21 protein-coding genes and 1 pseudogene are annotated in these 20,729 nt (G+C 70.3%); 13 read left to right on the top strand and 9 right to left on the bottom strand.

The window, feature by feature from the left end:
- The first annotated feature begins 209 nt into the window (after positions 1–209).
- Both BMW99_RS40835 and BMW99_RS43130 read left to right on the top strand, forming a co-directional pair.
- Complete coding sequence (locus BMW99_RS40835; protein ID WP_143080561.1) at positions 210–758, top strand: hypothetical protein; 549 nt, start codon at positions 210–212, stop codon at positions 756–758.
- A gap of 149 nt (positions 759–907) precedes the next feature.
- Complete coding sequence (locus BMW99_RS43130) at positions 908–1,294, top strand: DUF6941 family protein (RefSeq protein WP_407640316.1); 387 nt, start codon at positions 908–910, stop codon at positions 1,292–1,294.
- Between the two features lie 641 nt (positions 1,295–1,935).
- Here BMW99_RS43130 and BMW99_RS40830 read toward each other — a convergent pair.
- From BMW99_RS40830 to BMW99_RS24795, 6 genes are all read right to left on the bottom strand, one after another.
- A complete protein-coding gene (locus BMW99_RS40830) occupies positions 1,936–2,193 on the bottom strand; it encodes a hypothetical protein (protein WP_141726261.1) in 258 nt (85 codons plus the stop codon).
- 68 nt (positions 2,194–2,261) lie between these two features.
- Positions 2,262–2,639 (bottom strand): hypothetical protein, encoded by a 378-nt coding sequence (locus tag BMW99_RS24810; RefSeq protein ID WP_069465175.1) that lies wholly within the window; start codon positions 2,637–2,639, stop codon positions 2,262–2,264.
- A gap of 62 nt (positions 2,640–2,701) precedes the next feature.
- Positions 2,702–3,532 (bottom strand): hypothetical protein, encoded by an 831-nt coding sequence (locus tag BMW99_RS24805; RefSeq protein WP_069465176.1) that lies wholly within the window; start codon positions 3,530–3,532, stop codon positions 2,702–2,704.
- A 109-nt stretch (positions 3,533–3,641) separates the two neighbouring features.
- Positions 3,642–3,899: a hypothetical protein gene (locus BMW99_RS40825; protein WP_141726262.1), complete on the bottom strand. Its 258-nt coding sequence runs from the start codon at positions 3,897–3,899 to the stop codon at positions 3,642–3,644.
- Between the two features lie 1,296 nt (positions 3,900–5,195).
- Entirely contained in the window at positions 5,196–5,405 is a 210-nt protein-coding gene (locus BMW99_RS24800; RefSeq protein WP_141726263.1) for a hypothetical protein, read from the bottom strand.
- Positions 5,406–5,554: 149 nt separating this feature from the next.
- Positions 5,555–7,102: a recombinase family protein gene (locus BMW99_RS24795; RefSeq protein WP_069465178.1), complete on the bottom strand. Its 1,548-nt coding sequence runs from the start codon at positions 7,100–7,102 to the stop codon at positions 5,555–5,557.
- Between the two features lie 52 nt (positions 7,103–7,154).
- On the opposite strand from BMW99_RS24795, the pseudogene BMW99_RS24790 reads away from it, so the two are divergent.
- From BMW99_RS24790 to BMW99_RS24765, 6 genes and pseudogenes are all read left to right on the top strand, one after another.
- Positions 7,155–7,469, top strand: a pseudogene (locus BMW99_RS24790) (TadA family conjugal transfer-associated ATPase); the annotation flags it as partial.
- A 689-nt stretch (positions 7,470–8,158) separates the two neighbouring features.
- Positions 8,159–8,884, top strand: coding sequence for a type II secretion system F family protein (locus tag BMW99_RS24785; RefSeq protein WP_322899719.1), 726 nt, complete (start codon positions 8,159–8,161; stop codon positions 8,882–8,884).
- On the top strand, positions 8,881–9,714 hold the full coding sequence (locus tag BMW99_RS24780; protein WP_075017576.1) for a type II secretion system F family protein: 834 nt from the start codon (positions 8,881–8,883) through the stop codon (positions 9,712–9,714). The genes BMW99_RS24785 and BMW99_RS24780 overlap by 4 nt, the downstream gene beginning before the upstream one ends.
- Positions 9,715–9,882: 168 nt before the next feature.
- Entirely contained in the window at positions 9,883–10,212 is a 330-nt protein-coding gene (locus BMW99_RS24775) for a DUF4244 domain-containing protein (protein ID WP_245791614.1), read from the top strand.
- Positions 10,199–10,597 (top strand): TadE family type IV pilus minor pilin, encoded by a 399-nt coding sequence (locus BMW99_RS24770; protein ID WP_075017575.1) that lies wholly within the window; start codon positions 10,199–10,201, stop codon positions 10,595–10,597. The genes BMW99_RS24775 and BMW99_RS24770 overlap by 14 nt, the downstream gene beginning before the upstream one ends.
- A complete protein-coding gene (locus BMW99_RS24765; RefSeq protein WP_069461749.1) occupies positions 10,594–10,977 on the top strand; it encodes an Rv3654c family TadE-like protein in 384 nt (127 codons plus the stop codon). The genes BMW99_RS24770 and BMW99_RS24765 overlap by 4 nt, the downstream gene beginning before the upstream one ends.
- Here the strand turns inward: BMW99_RS24765 and BMW99_RS24760 are convergent.
- The gene (locus tag BMW99_RS24760; RefSeq protein WP_107451391.1) at positions 10,974–13,559 is read right to left on the bottom strand and encodes a DEAD/DEAH box helicase; all 2,586 of its coding nucleotides are present in this window, start codon (positions 13,557–13,559) and stop codon (positions 10,974–10,976) included. The two genes, BMW99_RS24765 and BMW99_RS24760, sit on opposite strands and share 4 nt — an antisense overlap.
- Before the next feature lie 193 nt (positions 13,560–13,752).
- Here BMW99_RS24760 and bldG point away from each other — a divergent pair, with 193 nt between their 5' ends.
- The 5 genes from bldG to BMW99_RS24735 all read left to right on the top strand — a co-directional run bounded on the left by bldG (position 13,753) and on the right by BMW99_RS24735 (position 19,647).
- Positions 13,753–14,094, top strand: a complete 342-nt coding sequence (gene bldG, locus BMW99_RS24755) for an anti-sigma factor antagonist BldG (protein ID WP_031520166.1) — start codon at positions 13,753–13,755, stop codon at positions 14,092–14,094.
- A gap of 88 nt (positions 14,095–14,182) precedes the next feature.
- Positions 14,183–14,596 (top strand): ATP-binding protein, encoded by a 414-nt coding sequence (locus tag BMW99_RS24750; protein WP_069461747.1) that lies wholly within the window; start codon positions 14,183–14,185, stop codon positions 14,594–14,596.
- A gap of 219 nt (positions 14,597–14,815) precedes the next feature.
- Positions 14,816–17,197, top strand: a complete 2,382-nt coding sequence (locus tag BMW99_RS24745; protein WP_069461746.1) for a sodium-translocating pyrophosphatase — start codon at positions 14,816–14,818, stop codon at positions 17,195–17,197.
- Positions 17,198–17,437: 240 nt separating this feature from the next.
- Positions 17,438–18,028 (top strand): small secreted protein, encoded by a 591-nt coding sequence (locus tag BMW99_RS24740; RefSeq protein ID WP_322899515.1) that lies wholly within the window; start codon positions 17,438–17,440, stop codon positions 18,026–18,028.
- Positions 18,029–18,111: 83 nt separating this feature from the next.
- A complete protein-coding gene (locus BMW99_RS24735; RefSeq protein WP_079176170.1) occupies positions 18,112–19,647 on the top strand; it encodes a DUF7059 domain-containing protein in 1,536 nt (511 codons plus the stop codon).
- Positions 19,648–19,716: 69 nt separating this feature from the next.
- Here BMW99_RS24735 and BMW99_RS24730 read toward each other — a convergent pair whose 3' ends face one another.
- Together BMW99_RS24730 and BMW99_RS24725 are read right to left on the bottom strand one after the other, a co-directional pair.
- A complete protein-coding gene (locus BMW99_RS24730) occupies positions 19,717–20,145 on the bottom strand; it encodes a DUF2752 domain-containing protein (RefSeq protein WP_069464346.1) in 429 nt (142 codons plus the stop codon).
- A gap of 4 nt (positions 20,146–20,149) precedes the next feature.
- Positions 20,150–20,548: a TM2 domain-containing protein gene (locus BMW99_RS24725; protein WP_069464344.1), complete on the bottom strand. Its 399-nt coding sequence runs from the start codon at positions 20,546–20,548 to the stop codon at positions 20,150–20,152.
- Between the last annotated feature and the right edge of the window lie 181 nt (positions 20,549–20,729).

Below are 20,729 nucleotides of genomic sequence, written 5' to 3'. Positions count from 1 at the left end.
GGAACGGCGTAGGACGGCCACCCAGGGACACCATGTGTCCGCGCTAGGTGGACCTGGGTTGCGAAGCTGATGACCATTGCGGCCAGCAGCGCGGCGTATCTGGCTAGCTGGGTTACGGAATGACGAGTAGTCATGGAATCTCCAGAAAGGAAGTGTCTGGGGTCATCGGCCCACTTGACCTATGCCCTGGTCGTCCCGAACATGGCGACATGGATGCAGGGGTGGCCGCAGTACTCGGGGCATTAGCAGGTTCGGTAGCGACGATCGGCGCAGCGATCGCAACGGGGTGGGCGCAGCGGGAAGGGGCGCGCATCTCTGCGCGGGCCGAGCACCGACGAGAGAGGCGGGGGCCACGCCAAGAGATCTACAAGGAATTCATCTCGGTGGCCTCGGTGTTCCGAGCGGAATCCGGGCGCTTCACTTATCGAGAAATCATCCCGGATGTCATCGACAGAGCCAGGGTGGATAGCCTCAATGAGGCAGCGAAAACTATGAAGGACTGTGCCCTTAGTGTGGCTTTGGCCGGTCCGCGAAGAGTCAGTCAAGAAGCCATCAAAATTGAGCGGATGAGTAGGGACCTAGTCACGCTCGTCTTGATTCTCAAGCAAGTGATGGAGCATAGCGGGGAAGGGCGCCAACGACTTGAACGGTCTTACCGCAAAAGGACAGTGGTCGCCGCGCGTAAGGTTGACAAAACGATAGAAGGATTCGTGCTTCGCGCGCAGGCAGCCCTAGACGATGACGGCAGCGTGAGCTAACCGCTCTCCTCCTTCCGGCACTGTCGGCGCGGGCGTGCTCGGCGGATACGGTCGCAGAGTGCAGCGCAGTGCGTTGGTCGTGCGATGTGATCACAGGGGAGCGGTGGGATAATGCAATCAGTGATGTCCGCTCATCCAGGAGGTGGCTGATGAGGGCGAGCATGATGCTCTGCGATTCAGCAGAGAGTATCAGCGATGGGAAGCTCAATATCTATGGAGCTGGTTGGAGCGTCGTTTCTTCGCCAACACCCCCCTGCTCGGTAGTAATAAAGCTGGAGGTGCCCTGGACCATGAGGAATGTCCCGCTGCGCTTGGCCCTGGATCTGGTCGACGCAGACGGTAGAAAGCTCGGAGGAGTGACGGGCGAGAATGACGGAGTGAATCCGGTGCCCACTGCCGTTCCGGGGGTTCCATTGGACTCATCGCTTGTCGTGCCGGTTCCCTCCTTTCCGCTGGCGCCGGGGCGGTACGCCTGGCAACTCGAAATCAACACGGAGGTCCCAGACGGGGGGTATCTAGGATTCACAGTCCGTTAGAAGGGGATCTGTTCAAGATTCACTCGGTGGACATGTGCATAGCGTGATGCCGGTTACATTGGGTGTTTTGAACTGGGCCGCACCTGGCCAATGGTCCAGCGGTTCCGGGCCATGCCAGACACGCTCAGCCCAAGGGACTCGGCAATCTGCTTGGCCGCCGACCACTCAGCCGCCAGGGACCCTGGGGCCTCAGCGCGCACCAACAGGCGTACGTAAGAGGCAACCTCGAAATCCTGGTGTAGCCGCTCCCACATGACAGCCTGGGGCGTCTCCCAGAGCCGTTCCCAGAGCACCATCTCGCGCCCACTGGGCGACGCTAGGGGGAAGGCAGGAAGGGGGGCGTCTCGGCCCTCAGCGGGCAAGGTGACCCAGCCGTTAGCATCCGGGGCCTTGGCCTTGTGGCTTCGCTCGGTCGACGTTGGGGCCGGACCAGAGCGAGCACGCGCACCACCCTTAGGCATGGGGTCACCTCCCAAAATTGGTATGTGATCAGCCATTGCGGCTGGTCACTTAAAGTGAAGTTCTTTGGGTTTTTCCGGATCTCTGAACCGGGCGCACCTGACGGAGACCTCCCCCGCGCTCTCCGCCCCCAAGGGTCAAAGGGGGTCACCCCCACCCCCCAGCCACGGAATGTGAAGTGCCTAAGGGTCGAGCAGACCACGCAACGCGCCTAGCGCTTCATAAACGTCGACTCGCGCACTGTCGGCAGGCATCATCACCTGATCGGCAATTGCGCTCACGACACGAGCAGGGTTGTTGCCGAACACCAGCCAGTCAGCGAGAGCAGCCGCACGACGGCCGGATACGGCAGCCTCAGCAATGCGCAGCGCAGCGAGATAGGCAGGGTTGTGGGACGGCGTCAGATAGTGCGCCAGGGTACTTAGCGGATTGTTGTTCATGGTTCCTCCGGACGGGGCCAGCCACGTACCAAAATCGGTAGGCGACTGACCCCACAGGCGCGCGCCGATTAGCTCAGGTCCGCCTTTAGCGGGCACAGGACCAGTGCCTTGACATCCGTGGCGGCGTCGACGTCGACGTGCACCAGGCCATCCGGCTGGATAACGCGGGACGTGTCAAAGCGCACGTAGTGCGTAGCGCCCGCAGCCAGCGGGATACCGCGCGACCACTGGTAAGCCTCATTCACGCCGATTGTCGACGGGTCATCCTGGCGATCCGGGAATACGGACAGGAGACGCGCGGTGCGGGTAACAGTACCGGTATTGGTTAGCTTGAGGATCGCGCGGGGAGCGGGCGGGAATTGGCCACCCTCGGCCGGTAGGACCGTAGGTGCGGGCTCTACGGTGTCCTTTCCGATGGCCACAACAGCGATGTCAGTGCGAGCCACGATGGCTCCTTTCAGTGAGAGGGGCCCGGCCGAGTTGCCAGGCCCCACGACCAGGGGTGCGCCTACTTCGCGTTGAGCGTGTTGCGGGCGTAGGAAGTGGCGGCAGCACGGGCCTTGCGCAGCTCTCCAAGGGCCTGGGAAGTGCGTCCGGCAGCAGCGCGCTTAGGGTCGCCGGATGCAGCCGCAGAAGCCACCACAGCGGCCTTGACGTTGGTAACGATGGCCTGCGCGACGTCCTGCGCGATGCCGTTGGCGGCCAGGAAACGAGTCAGGTACGTCTCATCGGCAACCAGGGCGGCCAGTGCATCGTCACCGCTCGCAAGGGTCTTCAGTGAATTGACCAGCGCGCCAGGAGAATTCGCCGAAATTGCACTCCGAGTGATCATGTCGAGATCAGCGCGAGCGGTCATGGCATCAGCCTGTGCAAGCCTCGGGCGGGAAGTCTCGTACAGCAGGGCATCGGCAATGGCCATCTTGGCGTCAGCCTCGGAAAACGACTCACTGATGGAATCCTGAGCCGCCTTGATCGCATCGCCAGCCATCATCCTGCGGCCGTCGGGCCACATGGTCTGGTCATTCAGGAAGCTGTCAGCGCGCTTACGGGCATCCTGCGCCTTACCGACCGTGCCAGTGATGGCGCTAGCGGCCTGGGAGACCATCTGCCGGACGTCGGCGGGGAGGTTGACGCTCAGGTCGGCCCCGCTGCGGAAAGCCGCCTCGTACTGGGTCACGCCCTGGCGCTGCTTGGCGATAGCCGCCGCCACCGGGTCCTGTGCAGTCGGCATGGGGTAAACCTTGAGCGGGTCCGACTCGGTACCCGAGCCGGTGACCCTTCGCTGAAACTCGCCAGTCGGCTCGGCGGGCAGGACGGTGTGCGGGGTGTTCTCAGGCATGGTGGTTTCCTTTCTCAGCGCATCCGCAGTTTGCGGGCGCGACGGATGTTCAGGGTTTGCTGTGTTTCCTTGGCGTCGTTCAGTACGGCACCTAGCCGGGCCCCAAAGGTCACTGCTGTGCGCCCCTATTAATGTGGAGTCGACGTGTGTTCCGCTCGTGAGTTCTGGCATTTATCAGCGCAGCGAGGGAGGAAGTCAGTTCTGCAAGGGTGTTGAGCGCGTCTAGGTCAGGCTCGTCGTCGTCCAGCAGCGTCAGCGCAAGTGATGTCACAGCGTCCTCGACGGCCCGGCGGGTAGAGGTGGGGACGGTGTACGTGTGGCCGCCCTGGGCGGCATTTGCCTTGAGTAGGTCAAGGGGTGTGGGCATGGTGATTCCTTACTGGGGACTCTCGGAGACCTGAGCGGCCGCAGGTACGCGAAAAGGCCCGCAGGCCCGGTTCACTTCGACCTGTCCGGCATGACAGGGAGTGATTCCGGGCCTACGGGCCTAGATCAGAGTGAGACTCGGTATTGGGGATGCCGCGCCGCCAGATGTCTCAGTGCGCGGATTACCCGTCGCGCCCCGGGTGAGCTAGTAGCCGGCTCATCGGTTTCCCCTCCGATTGTGCAGGTGTCCTAGGTGAATAGCGGACGCACGCATAGCGGTTTCATGCGCGCGCTGCTCTTCAGTGACAGCGGACCAAGCCTGCTCGCGCAGCGACTCGACCCGATCACCGAGAAGGCACTGGTCATGCCCAACTGCGCGAAAATTGCTGTCTAGCTGCTGATGATGCTTGCGGCACATTGCCTGATAGTGGGACTCGTCGGCGGACCAGAGGTGGCCGTCGTGAATCTCGTCAGGGTCGGTGTGCTGGTATGCCCACTGATCAGCGGTACGACCACACCACACGCATGCATGGTGCTTTGCAGGGCCGTACCGCCCGCGTAGTCGCTTGTGAAGTGCGCTGTAGCTGGGTAGTCGAGTCATAGGAACGTCCCCTATCGGCGAAAAACAAGAAAAGCCCCTAGCTGGTTGTCAGGGCTCACAGCGCAGACGCCAATCCGTCTGTGAGCAGACAACCAAGCCAGGGGCTTTGGTATGTGGTCGGGCTTTCGCCCTGGGGGCGCTCAGGAGTGCGCGGCCTTGCGGCTGGCGCTGGCGTCTGACTGAGCTAGCGGGCGGGGGACGTATCCGCCTGCACATGATTTGTATCGGGTGACCGGCCTCTACCGTGCTGACCGGCTAATCAGGTACTAGCGAGTCGGTTACCGCGTAGCCAGCAGGCTGCACAGCGGCGTCTGCGGGCTCGCAAGGGTCTGGGGCGGGAAAGCTGCTGGGGTGACGTGCGCGGGCCGCAGGCGGACGTACATGGGCCCTATTGGGGCCGTGCTTGGCTACCTGAGTGACGGAGTGACGTTTCGCACCCCACTCTGGATTTGGCCTATAGAACTCATGGGGCAAAGTGAGTTGGGGGGTCAAATCGTCACTTCGTCACTTTATGCAGGTCAGATGCTAGGTGGATCACTCCTACCCTTTCGCTGTCCGTCACTTCTCGCTGTCCAACCCTGCGGTAACGCGGGATAGTCCTCGGCGTCATTACCTCGCCGCCACATATCCCAGCGGGCGTAAGCAGGCATGAATGAGCCCCGCCCGGCCGTCAGGGCCGAACGGGGCTGCCTCTTGCTACGCGCTCAGTGCCTCCGGGAACCCACACAGGGCCGCTTGCAGGGCTTCCAGACGGGCAATGCGCTGACGGGTGTAGACCGTGGCGTCTCCGGCCCGCTGAGCGGCGTACAGGGCATCGAGCCTGCGCGCTATACGCTTCCATTCCATCTGGCGCTCAATCTCTGCGCTGTCTGCTTCGCACTGGCGGAGGTATTCATCACGGGTCATGTAGGCGAGCGTAATTGGCATTTGATGATTCGTCACCTGCCAAAAATTTAGGCCACCTACCAAAAACCCTAAGCGCCTTTCTGCGGACATAGAAACGCCCCACTGGGCAAGTCCACTCAGGGACCGCTCAGCGGGGCGCCATGGGTTGCTCAGGCGTCGCCTAGCAGTTCTTCTAGCTCTATCTCAGCGAGTCGGACGGCGAACGGGTCAGCGTCCCGCATCCATGCCGGACCGGCGTACGTCACGTCTGCCCGCTGAGGGTCGAATCTGCGCACCGCGCCAGGAGTAGCCGGGCGGACCACTACGCGCGCTCCCAGGTCGCCCAGGAGGCTCCGTCGCCCGTCTGTCTCGCGCTGCGCCCATGCGTCCGCCACAGTCCCGCCAGCGTCCACCCAGCGGCCTACGGCGTGTTCGGCCTCAGCCTCCAATTCAGTGACCCGAGCCTCTAGCGCGGTGATCTGAGCCGTGACCCGCTGAGCGGCCCGACCACCCGCAGGCAGATTGGCCAGGTTGCCCGCCAAGTTGTCCAACTGGGTCGTTACCTCAGCGAGTTGTAGAACTGCGCTACCGTCCGCCTCTTGCCAGCGCATAAGCGCGAACGACCCGAATCGCTTCAAGTAGTCCGCAGTCACCATCTCTTCGAGGTATCGAGCGGTAATCACGTTCGGGCGGTGGGCACCATGCTTTCCGACACCCGCCCGGCATACATACGTGCTGTAGTCCTTGCCGTTGACCGTTCGGCGCTGGCGGTACATGGGCCCATTGCACTCAGAGCAGACAGCGAGATGCAGCAGAAGCGACTTACCGCCACGGGGGGCGCCACGGCCAACGGACTTGCCATCGACAATCGCGCGGACGGCAGACCAGGTTTCGGCGTCCAGGATGGCCGGGCCAGCGCTCACGGGGTTTCCCTCAGCGTCGAGCACCGGCTGATTGGTCAGCGCACTGCGGCGGGTGCCAGGGGTGGCCTGGATAAGCCAGCCACGGACGGCAGGGGTGTACAGGACGTCTCGCAGCGTTGTGGAGTGCCATACCTGCCCGCGCAACTTCCGGCCGTCTCGCTGGCGGGCGTGTTCGGCGGGTGGCAATACGCCTCGCTCGTTCAGGTCGCGTGCCATAGCCGTAAGGCTGCCCCCGTGATTGATCAGCTTGTCGGCGCACTCGCGCAGAATGGCAGCTGCCGGCTCGTCTATCACCCAGCGCTTGTTATTCACCGGGCCGGACACGGCGTAGCCATACGGCGCGATACCGCCCAGGTGGTTTCCGCGCTGGCGAAAGTGTTCCTTGCTGGCCGTGATCCGGGCCGTGATCATGTCGCGCTCATACTCAGCAAAAGCAGCGAGCACGTTAGCGATCAGCGAGGAATTCTCGGGGGACACTACTCCGTCAGCGGTGACGATCGTTGCTTTAGTGGCCTTAGCGGCGTCTAGCAGTCGCTGAAACTCCAGGACACTGCGCGCGTAGCGGTCGAGTTTGGCGGCCAGGACGTAGTCAGCGCGTGGCAGCCAGGCCAGTACCTCGCGCATGCCGGGCCGGTCCTCTAGCTTGCTGGCGCCGCTGACGTTGGTGTCCATGGCAATGTGGACGACCTCCCACCCCCGGGCGGCCGCGTACGCCTTGCAGGCTGCTATTCGGTGGTCGGGTGCCTCTTCGGCATACAGCCTGCTCAGGCGGTCGTAGATCACGACGGTTGGCACTGGTGTTCCCTTCGGTCCGGCCCGATGAGCCTACGTGCACGGTTAGTGCGTTCACTCGGGCGGGTGCGGCACGGTCCACGCGAACGCGGCGAGCGACGTGCCCGCACGTCTGGAGGCGCTCGGCAGCACGGCGGGACTCGACCGGGCCGCCCTGCACAGCCAGTTGGCCGCCGCGCTCTCGGTCGTCGTCCATCTGGAGCGCGACGCCGCGGGCGGTCGGCGGCTCGCCGAGATCCATGTCCTCGGGCGCGGCGCCGACGGCTTCGTGGCCACCGTGCCCGCGCTCGTCCGCGAGGCGGGCGGCGACTTCGGGCACGGCCCGGGCTGGGAGCGTCTGGCCCGGCTCTGCTCGGCGGGTGCGCCATGATCGGGCACGCGCCGCCCGTGGCCGTCGTCGCGGCAGCGGCCCTGTGCGCCCTTCTGGCGGCCTTGGCGGCCACCTCAGGCTCCACGCAGCAGCGGCGTGCCCGCCGCCTCCTGGAGGGCCCCGCACGGGCTCCCGGGCGCAAGGGCTCCGCACTCGGTCAACTGCTCGCAGCGCTGGTGTCCGCCCTGCGCGGTCTCCGCGCCCCCGGGTCGTCCGCTCCGCGGGCCGCCGAGCCCGCAGGACATGGCCCCGAGAACCAAGCGGCACGGCAGCCGGGGCTCGGGCTGGTCGGGCACGGCACCCCTGCGGAACCGTGCGACTCGGCTCAACAGGACAAGCCTGTCGGCGAGATGGCGGCTGCGAATGCGGCGCCGAGCACACTCGGGACGCGGCGTCGTGCTCCGAGCAGGAGCAGGCGAACGGATCACAGCCCTCGTTCGGCTGGATCGGTGCGCGCCTCCCGGCCGATGCGCGAGGGGGCGCGCCCGCGCCCGCCGGCGGCAGGTTTCGTCTCGCTCGCCGCACCGCCAGGGGATGTGCGGCCGAACGGAACGCCGCGAGCCCGCGCCGAGGACCCTCGACCTGGCGCCGTCCCACGGGACGCCGTTTCCGGAACGCGCACCCCGCGACGGCGGGTTGGACACCTTGCCCGGCTGCACAGGCGGGTGATGCGGCCTGAGGTGGCGTGCGTGCCGGTCGGGGTGGCGGCCGGGCTGGCCACCGCGTCGCTGGTGCCGGTGCTCGCGGGCCTCGCGGCGGTCGGCCCCGCGGGACGGGCTCTGCGCCGCCGGGCTGAGCGGGCGGCCGCGGAGCGGGGCGCGGCGGCCGTCGGGGCACTGTGCGTGACGCTGGCCGGCGATCTGCGGGCAGGGCGCCCGCCGCACGCCGCGCTGGCCGATGCGGTGGACTCCGCCGGCTGGGCACACATGCCGGAACTGGCGTCGGCCGCAGGGCTGTTGTGCTCTGCCGCCCGATTCGGTGGGGACGTGCCCCAGGCGCTGCGGGCCGCGTCCGGACGGAACGAGGGCACTCGGGGGCTGGCGGCCGTCGCGGCCTGCTGGCAGGTCGCGGTGGACGGCGGCGCCGGCCTGGCGGCCGCGCTGGACCGGGTGGCCGCCGCGCTCAGAGCCGAGGCCGACCAGCGGGACGACCTGCGGGCGCAGCTGGCGGGCCCGCGGTCGACGGCGGTGCTGCTCGCGCTGCTGCCGCTGTTCGGCGTGGTGCTGGGAGCCGGACTGGGCGCCGACCCCTCCCGGGTGCTGCTGCACACGCTGCCGGGGCTGGTCTGCCTGGCGCTCGGAGTCGCCCTGGAGTGGGGCGGGCTGGCCTGGACCGCGCGCATCATCCGCGTGGCCGAAGGAGGACGCCCGAAACCTCCGGGATCGGCACGGCTTGGCGGGAGGCGGGCGTCGTGAACGCCGAGACTGTCCACAGGCTGGGGACGACCGGGGCCCTGGCGGCAGCGGCACTTGCGCTCCTGCTCGTCCTGGCCGAGGTCCGCGAGCGCCTCGCTGCCGCACGCCAGCTGCGCGGAGCGCTCGATCCGGCGGCGCGCCGCCGACGGGCACGCGGCAACGGTGTCCGCGGGACCTCGCCGGACGGCTCCGCACGCATCCCCCGGCGCCTGCGGGAGCGCGCGGCGCCGCTGGGCGGGGGAGCGGCCGCGGGCGCGCTCCTGGGCGGCCTCCTGGGCGGCGGCTCGGGTCTCGTCCCGGGCGCGCTGCTGGGAGCCGGGGCGGCGCAGTGGCGGGCCGTGCGTCGGTCCGGCTCCGCAGCGCCGCCGGGCGGATCGGAGGCCGATCCGTCCGACATCGCCCTGTGCGCCGACCTGATGGCCGCCTGTCTGGCGGCGGGAGCCACCCCCGGGGAGGCCGCGGGCGCGGTCGGCGACTGCATGGGCGGGTCCTTGGGCGCGGCGCTGACACGCGTTCAGGCGGAGCTGCGGCTCGGCGCGGAGCCCGCGGAGTGCTGGCTGCGTCTGGGCCGGCTCGCGGGGGCGCATGAGATGGCCCGCTGCCTGGCCCGGGCCTCCACGACGGGCAGTGCGCCGGTCGCCGAGATGGCCCGGCTCGCCGCGGACATCCGTGCCGCGCACGGCCGTTCGGCCCTCGCGCGGGCACGCAAGGCCGCGGTCCTGGCCACGGCGCCCCTCGGCGTCTGCTTCCTGCCCGCGTTCCTGCTCGTCGGCGTGGCTCCGGTCGTCATGGGCCTCGCCCGGAGCGTGCTGGGAGGCGCCATGACCTGAACCGCCACGCCGCGGCCGTCCCACCGCCCGGCACACCCTGAACCCCACCACCCGACGCCAGACACCGAATCAGACCCCAGATCAGGACCCAAAGCAGCACCCAAAGCAGGCCCCCCCAACACCCGGCGGATACGCCGGAACCCACCCACCGAACACCAGGAGGACGCGATGAACCACACCCTCACCAGCAGCGGCGCCACGGCCGACACCATGGAGCGCACCACGGCCGGCACCAAGGCCACCACAACGACACGCGCCACGGTCCCGGCCGGCTCCGGCACCCGGCGGCGCAAGGCCCGCAGGACGCCGCCGTGGCTCGCGCGACGGCTTCGAAGGTGCCGCGGTGCGGCCGAGGCGGGGATGAGCACGGCGGAGTACGCGGTGGGCACGATCGCCGCGTGCGGGTTCGCGGCGGTGCTCTACAAGATCGTGACGAGCGGGCCGGTGCGCACCGCGCTCAGCGGAGTGATCGAGAAGGCCCTCCATGTGCCGTTCTGAGTCCCGTACCGGGGGGATCGGGCCGCCGGGCCGGACGCACGCGGGCGATCGCGGCTACGTGACGGCCGAGACCGCGATGATCATCCCCCTCCTCGTCACGCTCACCGGGCTGCTGATCTGGGGAGTGATGGCCGCAGTGGCCCAGGTGCGGTGCGTGGACGCGGCCCGCGCCGGGGCGCGCGAGGCTGCCCGGTCGGAACCGTCCTCCGAGGTACTGCAGGCAGCACGGGAAGCCGCGCCCGCGGGGGCGGAGGTGAGCGTGCGGCGGGACGGGGACATGGTCCGCGTGCGGATCACCGTGCCGGCGCCCCGCTTCCCGGTGACGCTGACCGCCGAGGCCGCGGCGCTCGCCGAGGACTCCGTGGGAGGAGGTGACGGGCCGTGAGACGGCGTGGCGACCGCGGGTCGGCCACCGTGTGGTCGCTCGGGTCGATAGGAGTGCTGCTCGCCCTGTTCGCGGCGGCGCTGTTCATGAGCCAGGCCGTGGTCGCCCGCCACCGTGCGGGCGGCGCCGCCGACTTGGCCGCGCTCGCAGCGGCCGACCACGCGTTGGACGGCTCCAGGACCGCCTGCCGGCTGGCCGCGGAGGTGGCCGAGGCGCAGGGCGGGCGGCTGCGCGGCTGCCAGGTGGCCGGCGAGGTGGCCGAGGTCGTGGTCCAGGTCGGCGGGGCCAGGGTCCGCTCCCGGGCGGGCCCCGCCGATGCCGAGCCGCCGGACCGGCCGGCGGGCCCAGGCCCTGGTGCCCCCCTCCCGGCACGCGTCTAGCGCTGGCCCTCGCCCTCCGGGGCGTCCGGACCGGGTCGCTCCTCGGGCGGGGCCGTGGGTCGCTCCTCGGTCCCTGCCTCGGTCCGTGCCTCGGGCGGGGCCGTGGGCGAGCCGTCCTCGGGCTCCGGCCCGGCCTCGGTGTCGGGGCCGGTGCCGTCCCCGGGCGCGGCCCCGTCGCCGCCCTCACCCGCCGCCTCCTGCGCCGCGCCCGCGGCCAGCAGGCAGTCGAGGAGGCGGACGGCCGCGGCCTTGTCCAAGGGGTCGTTGCCGTTGCCGCACTTGGGGGACTGGACGCACGAGGGGCAGCCGAAGTCGCACTCGCACGCGGCGATGGCCTCCCGGGTGGCCGTGAGCCACGTGCGGGCGGTGTGGAAGGCGCGCTCGGCGAAGCCGGCGCCACCCGGGTGGCCGTCGTAGACGAAGACGGTGGGCAGCCCGGTGTCGGCGTGCAGGGGTATGGAGACCCCGCCGATGTCCCAGCGGTCGCAGGTGGCGAAGAGCGGAAGGAGGCCGATCGAGGCGTGCTCGGCGGCGTGCAGGGCGCCGGGCAGCTCCTCGGGGTGGATGCGGGCCGCGTCCAGCTGGTCCTCGGTGACCGTCCACCACACGGCCCGGGTGCGCAGGGTGCGCGGCGGGAGGTCCAGCTTGGTCTCGCCCATCACCTCGCCGGTGATGAGCCGGCGGCGCAGGTAGGACACGACCTGGTGGGTCACCTCGACCGAGCCGAAGTGGATCCGGGCCTCGCCCCACGGCTCCTCGAGCTCGTCGGACAGGACCCGCACCTCGGTGGTGTCGCGAGCCATCGTCGAATACGGCGGGTCGGCGCGCTCGACCAGGGCGACGGAGTCCTCCAGGTCCAGGTGCCGGACGACGTAGGTGCGGCCCTGGTGGAGGTGGACGGCGCCGTCGTGGACGGTGGTGTGGGCGGCGCCGGCGTCGACCGTGCCGAGGAGCCGGCCCGTCCCGGCCTCGACCACCTGGACGGGCGTACCGCCCTCGCCGCGGATGTCGGTGAGGTCGGCGGCCCGCTCCCGGCGGGTCCAGAACCAGCCCGCCGCCCGGCGCCGCAGCAGCCCCCGCTGCTCCAGCTGCGGCAGCAGGGACGCGGCCTCGGGCCCGAACAGGTCCAGGTCGGCCTCGGTGAGGGGCAGCTCGGCGGCGGCCGCGCACAGGTGCGGGGCGAGCACGTACGGGTTGTCCGGGTCGAGGACGGTGGACTCCACGGGGCGCTCGAAGATCGCCTCGGGATGGTGCACGAGGTACGTGTCCAGCGGGTCGTCGCGGCCGACCATGATCGCCAGTGCGCCCTGCCCGGTGCGGCCCGCGCGGCCGGCCTGCTGCCACAAGGACGCCCGGGTGCCCGGGTAGCCGGCCAGCAGGACCGCGTCGAGCCCGCTGACGTCGACGCCCAGCTCCAGGGCGGAGGTGGAGGCGAGGCCGAGGAGGCGGCCGGAGTGCAGGTCGCGCTCCAGGGCGCGGCGCTCGTCGGCGAGGTAGCCGCCGCGGTAGGCCGCGACGCGGCCGGGGAGCGAGGCGTCGATCTCGGCGAGGCGCTCCTGGGCGATGAGGGCGATCAGCTCGGCGGCGCGCCGGGAGCGCACGAAGGCCACGGTGCGGACGCCCTGCAGGACGAGGTCCGTCAGCAGTTCGGCGGACTCGGCGGTGGCCGTGCGGCGCACCGGCGCGCCGTGCTCACCGGACAGCTCGGTGAGCGGCGGCTCCCACAGGGCGAAGGCGAGTTCGCCGCGTGGCGAGGTGTCCTCGGTGACCTCGGCGACGGGCAGGCCCGTCAGCCGTCCGGCCGAGTGCGCCGGGTCGGCCGCGGTCGCCGAGGCCAGCAGGAACACCGGATCGGCGCCGTAGCGGGCGCACACCCGCCGCAGGCGGCGCAGTACCTGGGCGACGTGCGAGCCGAACACGCCGCGGTAGGTGTGGCACTCGTCGATGACGACATAGCGCAGGCTGCGCAGGAAGGAGGACCAGCGGGCGTGCCCGGGCAGGATGCCGCGGTGCAGCATGTCGGGGTTGGTGAGCACGTAGGTGGCGTACTGCCGCACCCATTCGCGCTCCTCGAAGGGGGTGTCGCCGTCGTAGACGGCCGGGCGGACGGCGTGGCCGAGGGGCGCGGCCAGTGCCGCGACCGCCCGGCGCTGGTCGGCGGCCAGCGCTTTGGTGGGCGCGAGGTACAGCGCGGTCGCGCCGCGCCCGCCGGTGGCCGAGCCGCCGCGGGCGCCGGCGCCCGGCTCCGCGCCGTCCATGAGGGCGCTGAGGACCGGTGCCAGGTACGCCAGCGACTTCCCGGACGCGGTGCCGGTCGCGACGATCACGGACTCGCCGCGGACCGCGTGGGCGGCGGCGCGGGCCTGGTGCTCCCACGGACGGTCGATCCCGGCTGTCCGGATCGCCTCCACAACATCTGCCCGGATGCCCTCCGGCCAGGATGCATGCCTGCCGACCCGCGGGGGCAGGTGCTCCGTATGGGTGATGCGTACGGCACGGTCGTCCCCCGCGGAGAGCCGCTCAAGAGCGGTCCGGGGAGACGGGCGCCCGTGCGCCGACTGCGGAAGATGATCCTGGGCCATCGGCACTCAGTGTGTCACCGGCGTGACGGACAATCGCAGTAAGGCGTCGTGCTGGCCCGCTACGAAGTGATTGAATGCCATCGCGGCTGCCGATCCTTGCCCTACCTTTCGGTGAGGAAGGCCCCCTACGACCGTTACCTTCGGTGGGTAGCCCCAGGGGGGCGCCGCGTCGATGCAAGGTGCTGGAGGATCCGTGGACCTGTCCCTGTCGACCCGAACCGTCGGCGATCGCACGATCGTCGAGGTCGGCGGCGAGATTGATGTGTACACCGCGCCCAAGCTGCGCGAGCAGCTGGTGGAGCTCGTGAACGACGGGAGTTACCACCTGGTCGTGGACATGGAGGGAGTCGACTTCCTCGACTCGACCGGCCTGGGTGTGCTCGTCGGCGGGCTCAAGCGGGTGCGCGCTCATGAGGGATCGCTGCGTCTGGTGTGCAACCAGGAGCGCATCCTGAAGATTTTCCGCATCACCGGCCTGACCAAGGTGTTCCCGATTCACACCTCGGTCGACGAGGCCGTCGCCGCGACCGACTGAACCTTCGACCAGACGAGGGGCACCGGACGGGTTCGCCGTCCGGGCCCCTGTGTTGCCCACCCGATGGAACCGAGGGGGAGGCCCGGCCATGCCCACCGTAGAACTGCTCTTCAGCGCCCAGCCCGAGCACGTGCGCACCGCGCGGCTCGTTGCGGCTGCCGTGGCGCGCCGGGCGGGGGTGGACGAGGCGGCCCTGGACGAGGTGAGGCTGGCCGTGGGCGAGGCGTGCAGCCGCGCCGTCGGCCTGCACCGCAGCAACGGCGTCGAGGAGCCGGTGAAGGTGCGCCTCACCGAGGAGGAGAAGAAGTTCTCCATCGAGGTGGCCGACGAGGTGCCCAGCACCGGCGGCGGCTCCGCGCCCGACTCGGGCGCCGACGACCCCGCCGACGACGAGGGCGAGATGGGTCTCGCCGTCATCAGCGGACTGGTCGACGACTTCGAGGTCGTCGACGGCGAGAAGGGCGGGATCATCCGCATGAGCTGGCCGACGGTGTCCGTCTAGCCGCTCCCCGCCGGGGCCCCGCAGCCCCTCTCACCGGCCCCGCAGCCCGCCGAGCGGAAACGCGGCCGGTCATTTACCGTGGGAATTCCCTACGGGCACCCTTTTGCGATCTTCTGCTGCTCCCTACAATCCGTCCATCTTTGCTCAGCTCGCCTGAGCGTTGCGGCTTGATCAGCCGTAGGAGCCGCACGCCCATGCGCCAAACGTCAAGGAGGACGAATGGCGGGGCAACTCACCCCTCTACCGCTTGCTGCCGCGCCGGTATTGACCGGTGGAAACCAAGCGCTGGTGTGGATCATCGCGGTGGTCGCACTGGCCGCTCTGGCGGTCGCCGCGGTGCTGGTACGTCAAGTGCTCGCGGCGGACGAGGGCACCGACTCCATGAAGAAGATCGCCGCTGCCGTGCAGGAAGGCGCCAACGCCTACCTCGCACGGCAGTTCCGTACGCTGGGGATCTTCGCCGTGGCGGCGTTCTTCCTGCTCATGCTGCTGCCGGCGGACAACCTCTCGCAGCGCATCGGAAGGTCGATCTTCTTTCTCGTGGGGGCCGTGTTCTCCGCGGTCACCGGCTATGTCGGAATGTGGCTCGCGGTCCGCAGCAATGTGCGGGTCGCCGCGGCCGCCCGGGCGGCGACACCGGAATCCGGTGAGCCGCAAAAGGATCTCACCGAGGTCTCCCACCACGCGATGAAGATCGCTTTCCGTACCGGTGGCGTCGTCGGAATGTTCACCGTCGGACTGGGCCTGCTCGGCGCCTCGGCCGTCGTGCTGATCTACAAGGCCGACGCGCCGAAGGTGCTCGAGGGATTCGGATTCGGCGCCGCCCTCCTGGCGATGTTCATGAGGGTCGGCGGCGGGATCTTCACCAAGGCGGCGGACGTCGGCGCCGACCTGGTCGGCAAGGTCGAACAGGGCATCCCCGAGGACGACCCCCGCAACGCCGCCACCATCGCCGACAACGTCGGGGACAACGTCGGTGACTGCGCCGGCATGGCCGCCGACCTGTTCGAGTCCTACGCGGTCACCCTGGTGGCCGCACTGATCCTCGGGAAGGTCACCTTCGGCGACGCGGGGCTCGTCTTCCCGCTCCTCATCCCGGCGATCGGGGTGCTCACCGCCATGGTCGGCATCTTCGCCGTCTCCCCGCGCCGCTCCGACCGCAGCGGCATGGCCGCGATCAACCGCGGCTTCTTCATCTCCGCGGTGATCTCCCTGGTCGGCGTGACCATCGCGGTCTTCTCCTACCTGCCCTCCTCCTACTCCGATCTCAAGGGCGTCGGCTCCGACATCTCCTCCCACGCCGGTGATCCGCGGGTCCTCGCCCTGGTCGCGGTCGCCATCGGCATCGTGCTGGCCGCGCTGATCCAGCAGCTCACCGGCTACTTCACCGAGACCACGCGGCGCCCCGTGCGCGACGTCGGCAAGACGTCGCTCACGGGCGCGGCGACCGTGGTGCTCTCCGGCATCTCGCTCGGCCTGGAGTCCGCGGTGTACTCGGCGGTGCTGATCGCCCTCGCGGTCTACGGGGCGTTCCTGCTCGGCGGCACGTCGATCTTCCTGGCGCTGTTCGCGGTGGCACTGGCCGGCACCGGCCTGCTCACCACGGTCGGCGTCATCGTCGCCATGGACACCTTCGGCCCGGTCTCGGACAACGCGCAGGGCATCGCGGAGATGTCCGGCGACGTGCACGGCGAGGGCGCCCAGGTGCTCACCGACCTGGACGCCGTCGGCAACACGACCAAGGCCATCACGAAGGGCATCGCCATCGCCACCGCGGTGCTCGCGGCGACCGCCCTGTTCGGGTCGTTCAAGGAGGCCGTCGACACGGCGGTCGGCAAGGCCCATCCGGCCGCGTCGGACGCCCGCTGGCTGTCCCTGGACATCTCCCAGCCCAACAACCTCGTCGGGCTGCTGCTCGGCGCGGCGGTGGTCTTCCTCTTCTCGGGGCTGGCCATCAGCGCCGTGTCGCGGTCCGCGGGCGCGGTCGTCTACGAGGTGCGCCGGCAGTTCCGCGACCACCCGGGGATCATGGACGGCACCGAAGTGCCCGAGTACGGCCGCGTGGTGGACATCTGCACCAAGGACGCGCTGCGCGAGCTGGCCACGCCGGGCCTGCTCGCGGTGCTGGCGCCCATCGCGGTCGGCTTCGCGCTCGGTGTCGGCTCGCTCGCGTCGTACCTGGCGGGGGCGATCGGCGCCGGCACCCTGATGGCGGTGTTCCTGGCCAACTCCGGCGGCGCCTGGGACAACGCGAAGAAGCTCGTCGAGGACGGCCACCACGGCGGCAAGGGCAGCGAGGCACACGCCGCGACGGTCATCGGCGACACCGTCGGCGACCCGTTCAAGGACACCGCGGGCCCGGCGATCAACCCGCTGCTGAAGGTGATGAACCTGGTGGCGCTGCTGATCGCCCCGGCGATCGTGAAGTTCAGCTACGGCGTGGACGCCAACCTCGCGGTGCGGGTGCCCGTGGCGGTGGCGGCCCTCGCGGTCATCGTCGGCGCGGTCTACGTCTCCAAGCGCCGCGGCATCGCGATGGACGACCAGGGGGAGGACGGTGACCAGACCCACGCGAAGAGCGGATCGACCGTGGCGGCGTGATGTCTGACACCTTCTCACCTGTGTCCACGTCACCATGACGGCGGGCGCCCGGCCTTGGCCGGGCGCCCGTCTTCGCGCTCTGACGTGCGCGATCACGGCCTCGCACGCATCGTCACCACCGTTTGCTACGAACGGCTTGAATATCGGATGAATCAGGTCGTTCCAGGTCATGGATTCGCGGTACACACCGGGTACCCGTGTATGTTCCGGGGCCGTAAGGCCACGGAAGGGACCCATCCGGTGAAGGTGAACACGAAGTTCCTGGCCGCGCTGTCCGGGGCGGCCCTGCTCCTGGCGCTGGGCGGGTGCAGCAGCGACGACTCCGGCAAGAAGCTGGACAGCTGGGCGAAGGGCGTCTGCGACCAGGCGGCCGGCCCGGCCAAGCAGATCGACGACGCGAACACCGCGATCAGCCAGGTGAACAGCGGCGGCACCCCCGCCGAGGTCAAGAAGGCCGACTCGGCCGCCTTCCAGCAGCTCTCCAACGCCTACAAGGAGCTCGCCGGCATCTTCCAGAAGGCCGGAGCCGCGCCCAACGGCGACCAGGGCCAGACGTTCCAGCAGAACGCCGTCACCACCCTCAACCACCTCTCGGCGCAGTACGAGAGCCTGATGAAGCAGGTCGACGCGCTGGACACCAGCAACCAGAACACGTTCGCCGACGGGCTCAAGGGCGTCTCCGACTCCCTCACCAAGACCACCGCCGACGTGCAGAGCTCCATCGGCACGCTCAGCCAGGGCGACGCGGGCAAGGCGCTCGCCCAGCAGCCCGGCTGCCAGCGGGTGTCCACGACCGCCGCGCCCACCGCCGCGTCGCCCAGCGCCTCCTGAGGCGCGGGCCGGCCGCCGTTCCGGAACCCCGCCGGGGCACCGCCCGCCGGCCCTGCGCGCCCCCGGCGAGCTGTTCCGCGAGAATGAGACGTGTGAGTACGCCCCGCGACGCCGCCCCCCGTCCCGCCCCCGCCAGCGCGCAGGCGCTGCGCGAGGACCTGCTCGCCGCCGACTTCACCGCGGACGGCTGCCTCGACCTGCTCGGCGCGGTCGCCTACGCGGCGCTGTCGCGGGCGGAGACCGTTCCCGCGCTGCGCGCCACCCGCGACGGCGGCCCGCTGGCGACCCTCGTCCGGCTGTTCCTGCTGCAACGGCCCGTCCCCTACGCGCAGGCCCGCGCCGCGCTGCCCGGCATCGAGCGGTACGAGGCCGACGGCTGGCTGCAGCGCGACGGCGACGAGGTCCGCGCGACCGCCGACGTCCGCCCCTACGCGGGCGACGGCGGCGAGGACTGGTGGATCGTCTCCGACCTCGGCTGCGCCGTCGGCGGCGCCGGGGGGATCGGCAGCGCGCCCGGCGTGGACCGCGCGGACCTCGTGCTCGGAGTCGGCGGCGCGTCGACCACGCTCGCCGGGATCACCGTGCGCACCCCCGTGGACCGCGCCCTGGACTTGGGCACCGGGTCGGGCGTCCAGGCGCTGCACGCCTCGCGGCACGCCACCCACGTCACCGCCACCGACCTCAACCCGCGCGCCCTGCACTTCGCCCGGCTCACCCTCGCCCTGTCCGGCGCCCGCGAGCCCGACCTGCGGCAGGGCAGCCTGTTCGAGCCGGTGGCGGACGAGCGGTTCGACCTGATCGTCTCGAACCCGCCGTTCGTGATCTCCCCAGGTGGCCGCTTCACCTACCGGGACGGCGGCATGGCCGGCGACGACCTGTGCCGGGCGGTCGTGAGCCGGTCCGCGGGCCGGCTCACCGACGGCGGCTGGTGCCAGCTGCTGGCGAACTGGCAGCACGTCGACGGCGAGGACTGGCGGGAGCGGCTGGCCGGCTGGGTGCCCGCCGGCTGCGACGCGTGGATCGTGCAGCGCGAGGTGCAGGACGTGGCGCAGTACGCCGAACTGTGGCTGCGCGACGCCGGCGACCACCGCGCGGATCCGGAGGCGTACGCCGCGCGGTACGACGCGTGGCTGGAGGAGTTCGAGCGCGCGAAGGTCGACGGCGTCGGCTTCGGCTGGATCACGCTGCGCAAGTCCGGCTCCGCGGAGCCGGTGGTGACCGCGGAGGAGTGGCCGCACTCGGTGGAGCAGCCGCTCGGCCCGCACATCGCGGACTGGTTCGCGCGCCAGGACTTCCTGCGGCGCCACGACGACGCCGCGCTGCTCGGCGCCCGCTTCACGCTGGCGCCCGACGTGGTGCAGGAGCAGGTGGGGCTGCCCGGCGCGGAGGACCCGGAGCACGTGGTGCTGCGGTCGGCGCGCGGGATGCGGCGTGCGACGAAGGTCGACACGGTCGGCGCGGGCTTCGCCGGGGTCTGCGACGGAACGCTGCCGGCCGGCCGCATCGTGGACGCGATCGCCCAGCTGCTGGGCGAGGACCCGGTCGTCCTGCGCGACCGCACTCCGGAGTCGATCAGGCTGCTGGTCGAGCAGGGCTTCCTGGAGCCGGTCGCCGGCTGAGGCCCGGACCAGGACCCGCGGCTCCCCGGCTCCGTGTCCGGGGTCACGCCTCGGACATCGGCGCGGGCGTCAGCGGACGTTGCGGACGACCGTCCACACGACCGCGAGACCGAGCACCGCGTACTGCGCGCGCGGGCTGAGCACCGGGCGCCAGCGGCGTCCCCGCAGGCCCTCGACCATCCACCGGCCGCACATCCACAGCAGGACCGGCGAGGCGATCATCAGCAGCGCGTTCTCGTGGAAGGCCCGCACCGGGTCGCCGTGCAGCAGGTCGTAGGCGAGGCGGGTGCCCCCGCACGCCGGGCACAGCAGCCCGGTGGCCCAGTTGAACGGGCAGCGCGGCAGCCAGTGCCCGCTCTGGTGCGGGTCCGTGTTGTAGAGGTACGCCGAGGCCGCGACCGCCGCGGCGAGCGCCCCGAGCGGCGCGGCCGCCGGGTGGTTCCGCAGCCCGCCCGGCCGGCGCACCGCGAGGGGTGCCCCGGCCGGGCTGTGCCGCAGGTCGTCAGCCACGCAGGACACGGCCCTGGGCGTCGGTCTGGTCGTTGCCGGCGAGCAGGATGATGCCGTCGATCAGCGCCCAGATCCCGCAGCCCCCGCAGGTGAACAGCTGGCCCAGGGCTATGCCGGTGTGGCCGGTGTAGAAGCGGCCGACGCCGAGGCTGCCGAGCAGGAGCTGCAGCACGCCCGCGGTGACCTTCGACTTCTCGGAGTAAGGTCGGCCGTAGGGGTCGTAGCCGTACGGCGCGTTCGGGTCGCCGGTGTAGGCCCCGGGCGGCGGCGGGTAGGGGCCGCCCTGCGGATACCCGTACCCGGGCTGCTGCTGAGGCGCCCCCTGCGGATAGCCGTAGCCCGGCTGCTGCTGGCCGTACGGATTCTGGCCGTAAGGATTCTGATCGGACAAGGCCGTCCCCCTGCGCTGTGTGCGTGTCGGTCTTCGCTGGCCGACATCCTTGCAGTCACGGCCTGTCCCTGTCCCGTCCGGAGCCGTGCGCCGCAGGGCCTCCGGCGCGGGTCGCGGGCTCCCGGCACGCCCCCCGGCGCACTACCGCAAAGCTGCCGGGCGCGGCCGCGGCACCGGCATT

Origin of the sequence: Actinacidiphila rubida (genome assembly GCF_900110255.1) — a bacterium.
GTDB classification, from domain to species: Bacteria; Actinomycetota; Actinomycetes; order Streptomycetales; family Streptomycetaceae; genus Actinacidiphila; species Actinacidiphila rubida.
This window is presented reverse-complemented; position numbering and strand designations above follow the sequence as displayed.

What these genes read in the sequence shown, in the direction of transcription:
- BMW99_RS40835 (WP_143080561.1), top strand. Translation starts at nt 210, where the DNA reads ATGGATGCAGGGGTGGCCGCAGTACTCGGGGCATTAGCAGGTTCGGTA.
- BMW99_RS43130 (WP_407640316.1), top strand. Translation starts at nt 908, where the DNA reads ATGAGGGCGAGCATGATGCTCTGCGATTCAGCAGAGAGTATCAGCGAT.
- BMW99_RS40830 (WP_141726261.1), bottom strand. Translation starts at nt 2,193, where the DNA reads ATGAACAACAATCCGCTAAGTACCCTGGCGCACTATCTGACGCCGTCC.
- BMW99_RS24805 (WP_069465176.1), bottom strand. Translation starts at nt 3,532, where the DNA reads ATGCCTGAGAACACCCCGCACACCGTCCTGCCCGCCGAGCCGACTGGC.
- BMW99_RS40825 (WP_141726262.1), bottom strand. Translation starts at nt 3,899, where the DNA reads ATGCCCACACCCCTTGACCTACTCAAGGCAAATGCCGCCCAGGGCGGC.
- BMW99_RS24800 (WP_141726263.1), bottom strand. Translation starts at nt 5,405, where the DNA reads ATGACCCGTGATGAATACCTCCGCCAGTGCGAAGCAGACAGCGCAGAG.
- BMW99_RS24775 (WP_245791614.1), top strand. Translation starts at nt 9,883, where the DNA reads ATGAACCACACCCTCACCAGCAGCGGCGCCACGGCCGACACCATGGAG.
- BMW99_RS24770 (WP_075017575.1), top strand. Translation starts at nt 10,199, where the DNA reads ATGTGCCGTTCTGAGTCCCGTACCGGGGGGATCGGGCCGCCGGGCCGG.
- BMW99_RS24760 (WP_107451391.1), bottom strand. Translation starts at nt 13,559, where the DNA reads ATGGCCCAGGATCATCTTCCGCAGTCGGCGCACGGGCGCCCGTCTCCC.
- BMW99_RS24750 (WP_069461747.1), top strand. Translation starts at nt 14,183, where the DNA reads ATGCCCACCGTAGAACTGCTCTTCAGCGCCCAGCCCGAGCACGTGCGC.
- BMW99_RS24745 (WP_069461746.1), top strand. Translation starts at nt 14,816, where the DNA reads ATGGCGGGGCAACTCACCCCTCTACCGCTTGCTGCCGCGCCGGTATTG.
- BMW99_RS24735 (WP_079176170.1), top strand. Translation starts at nt 18,112, where the DNA reads ATGAGACGTGTGAGTACGCCCCGCGACGCCGCCCCCCGTCCCGCCCCC.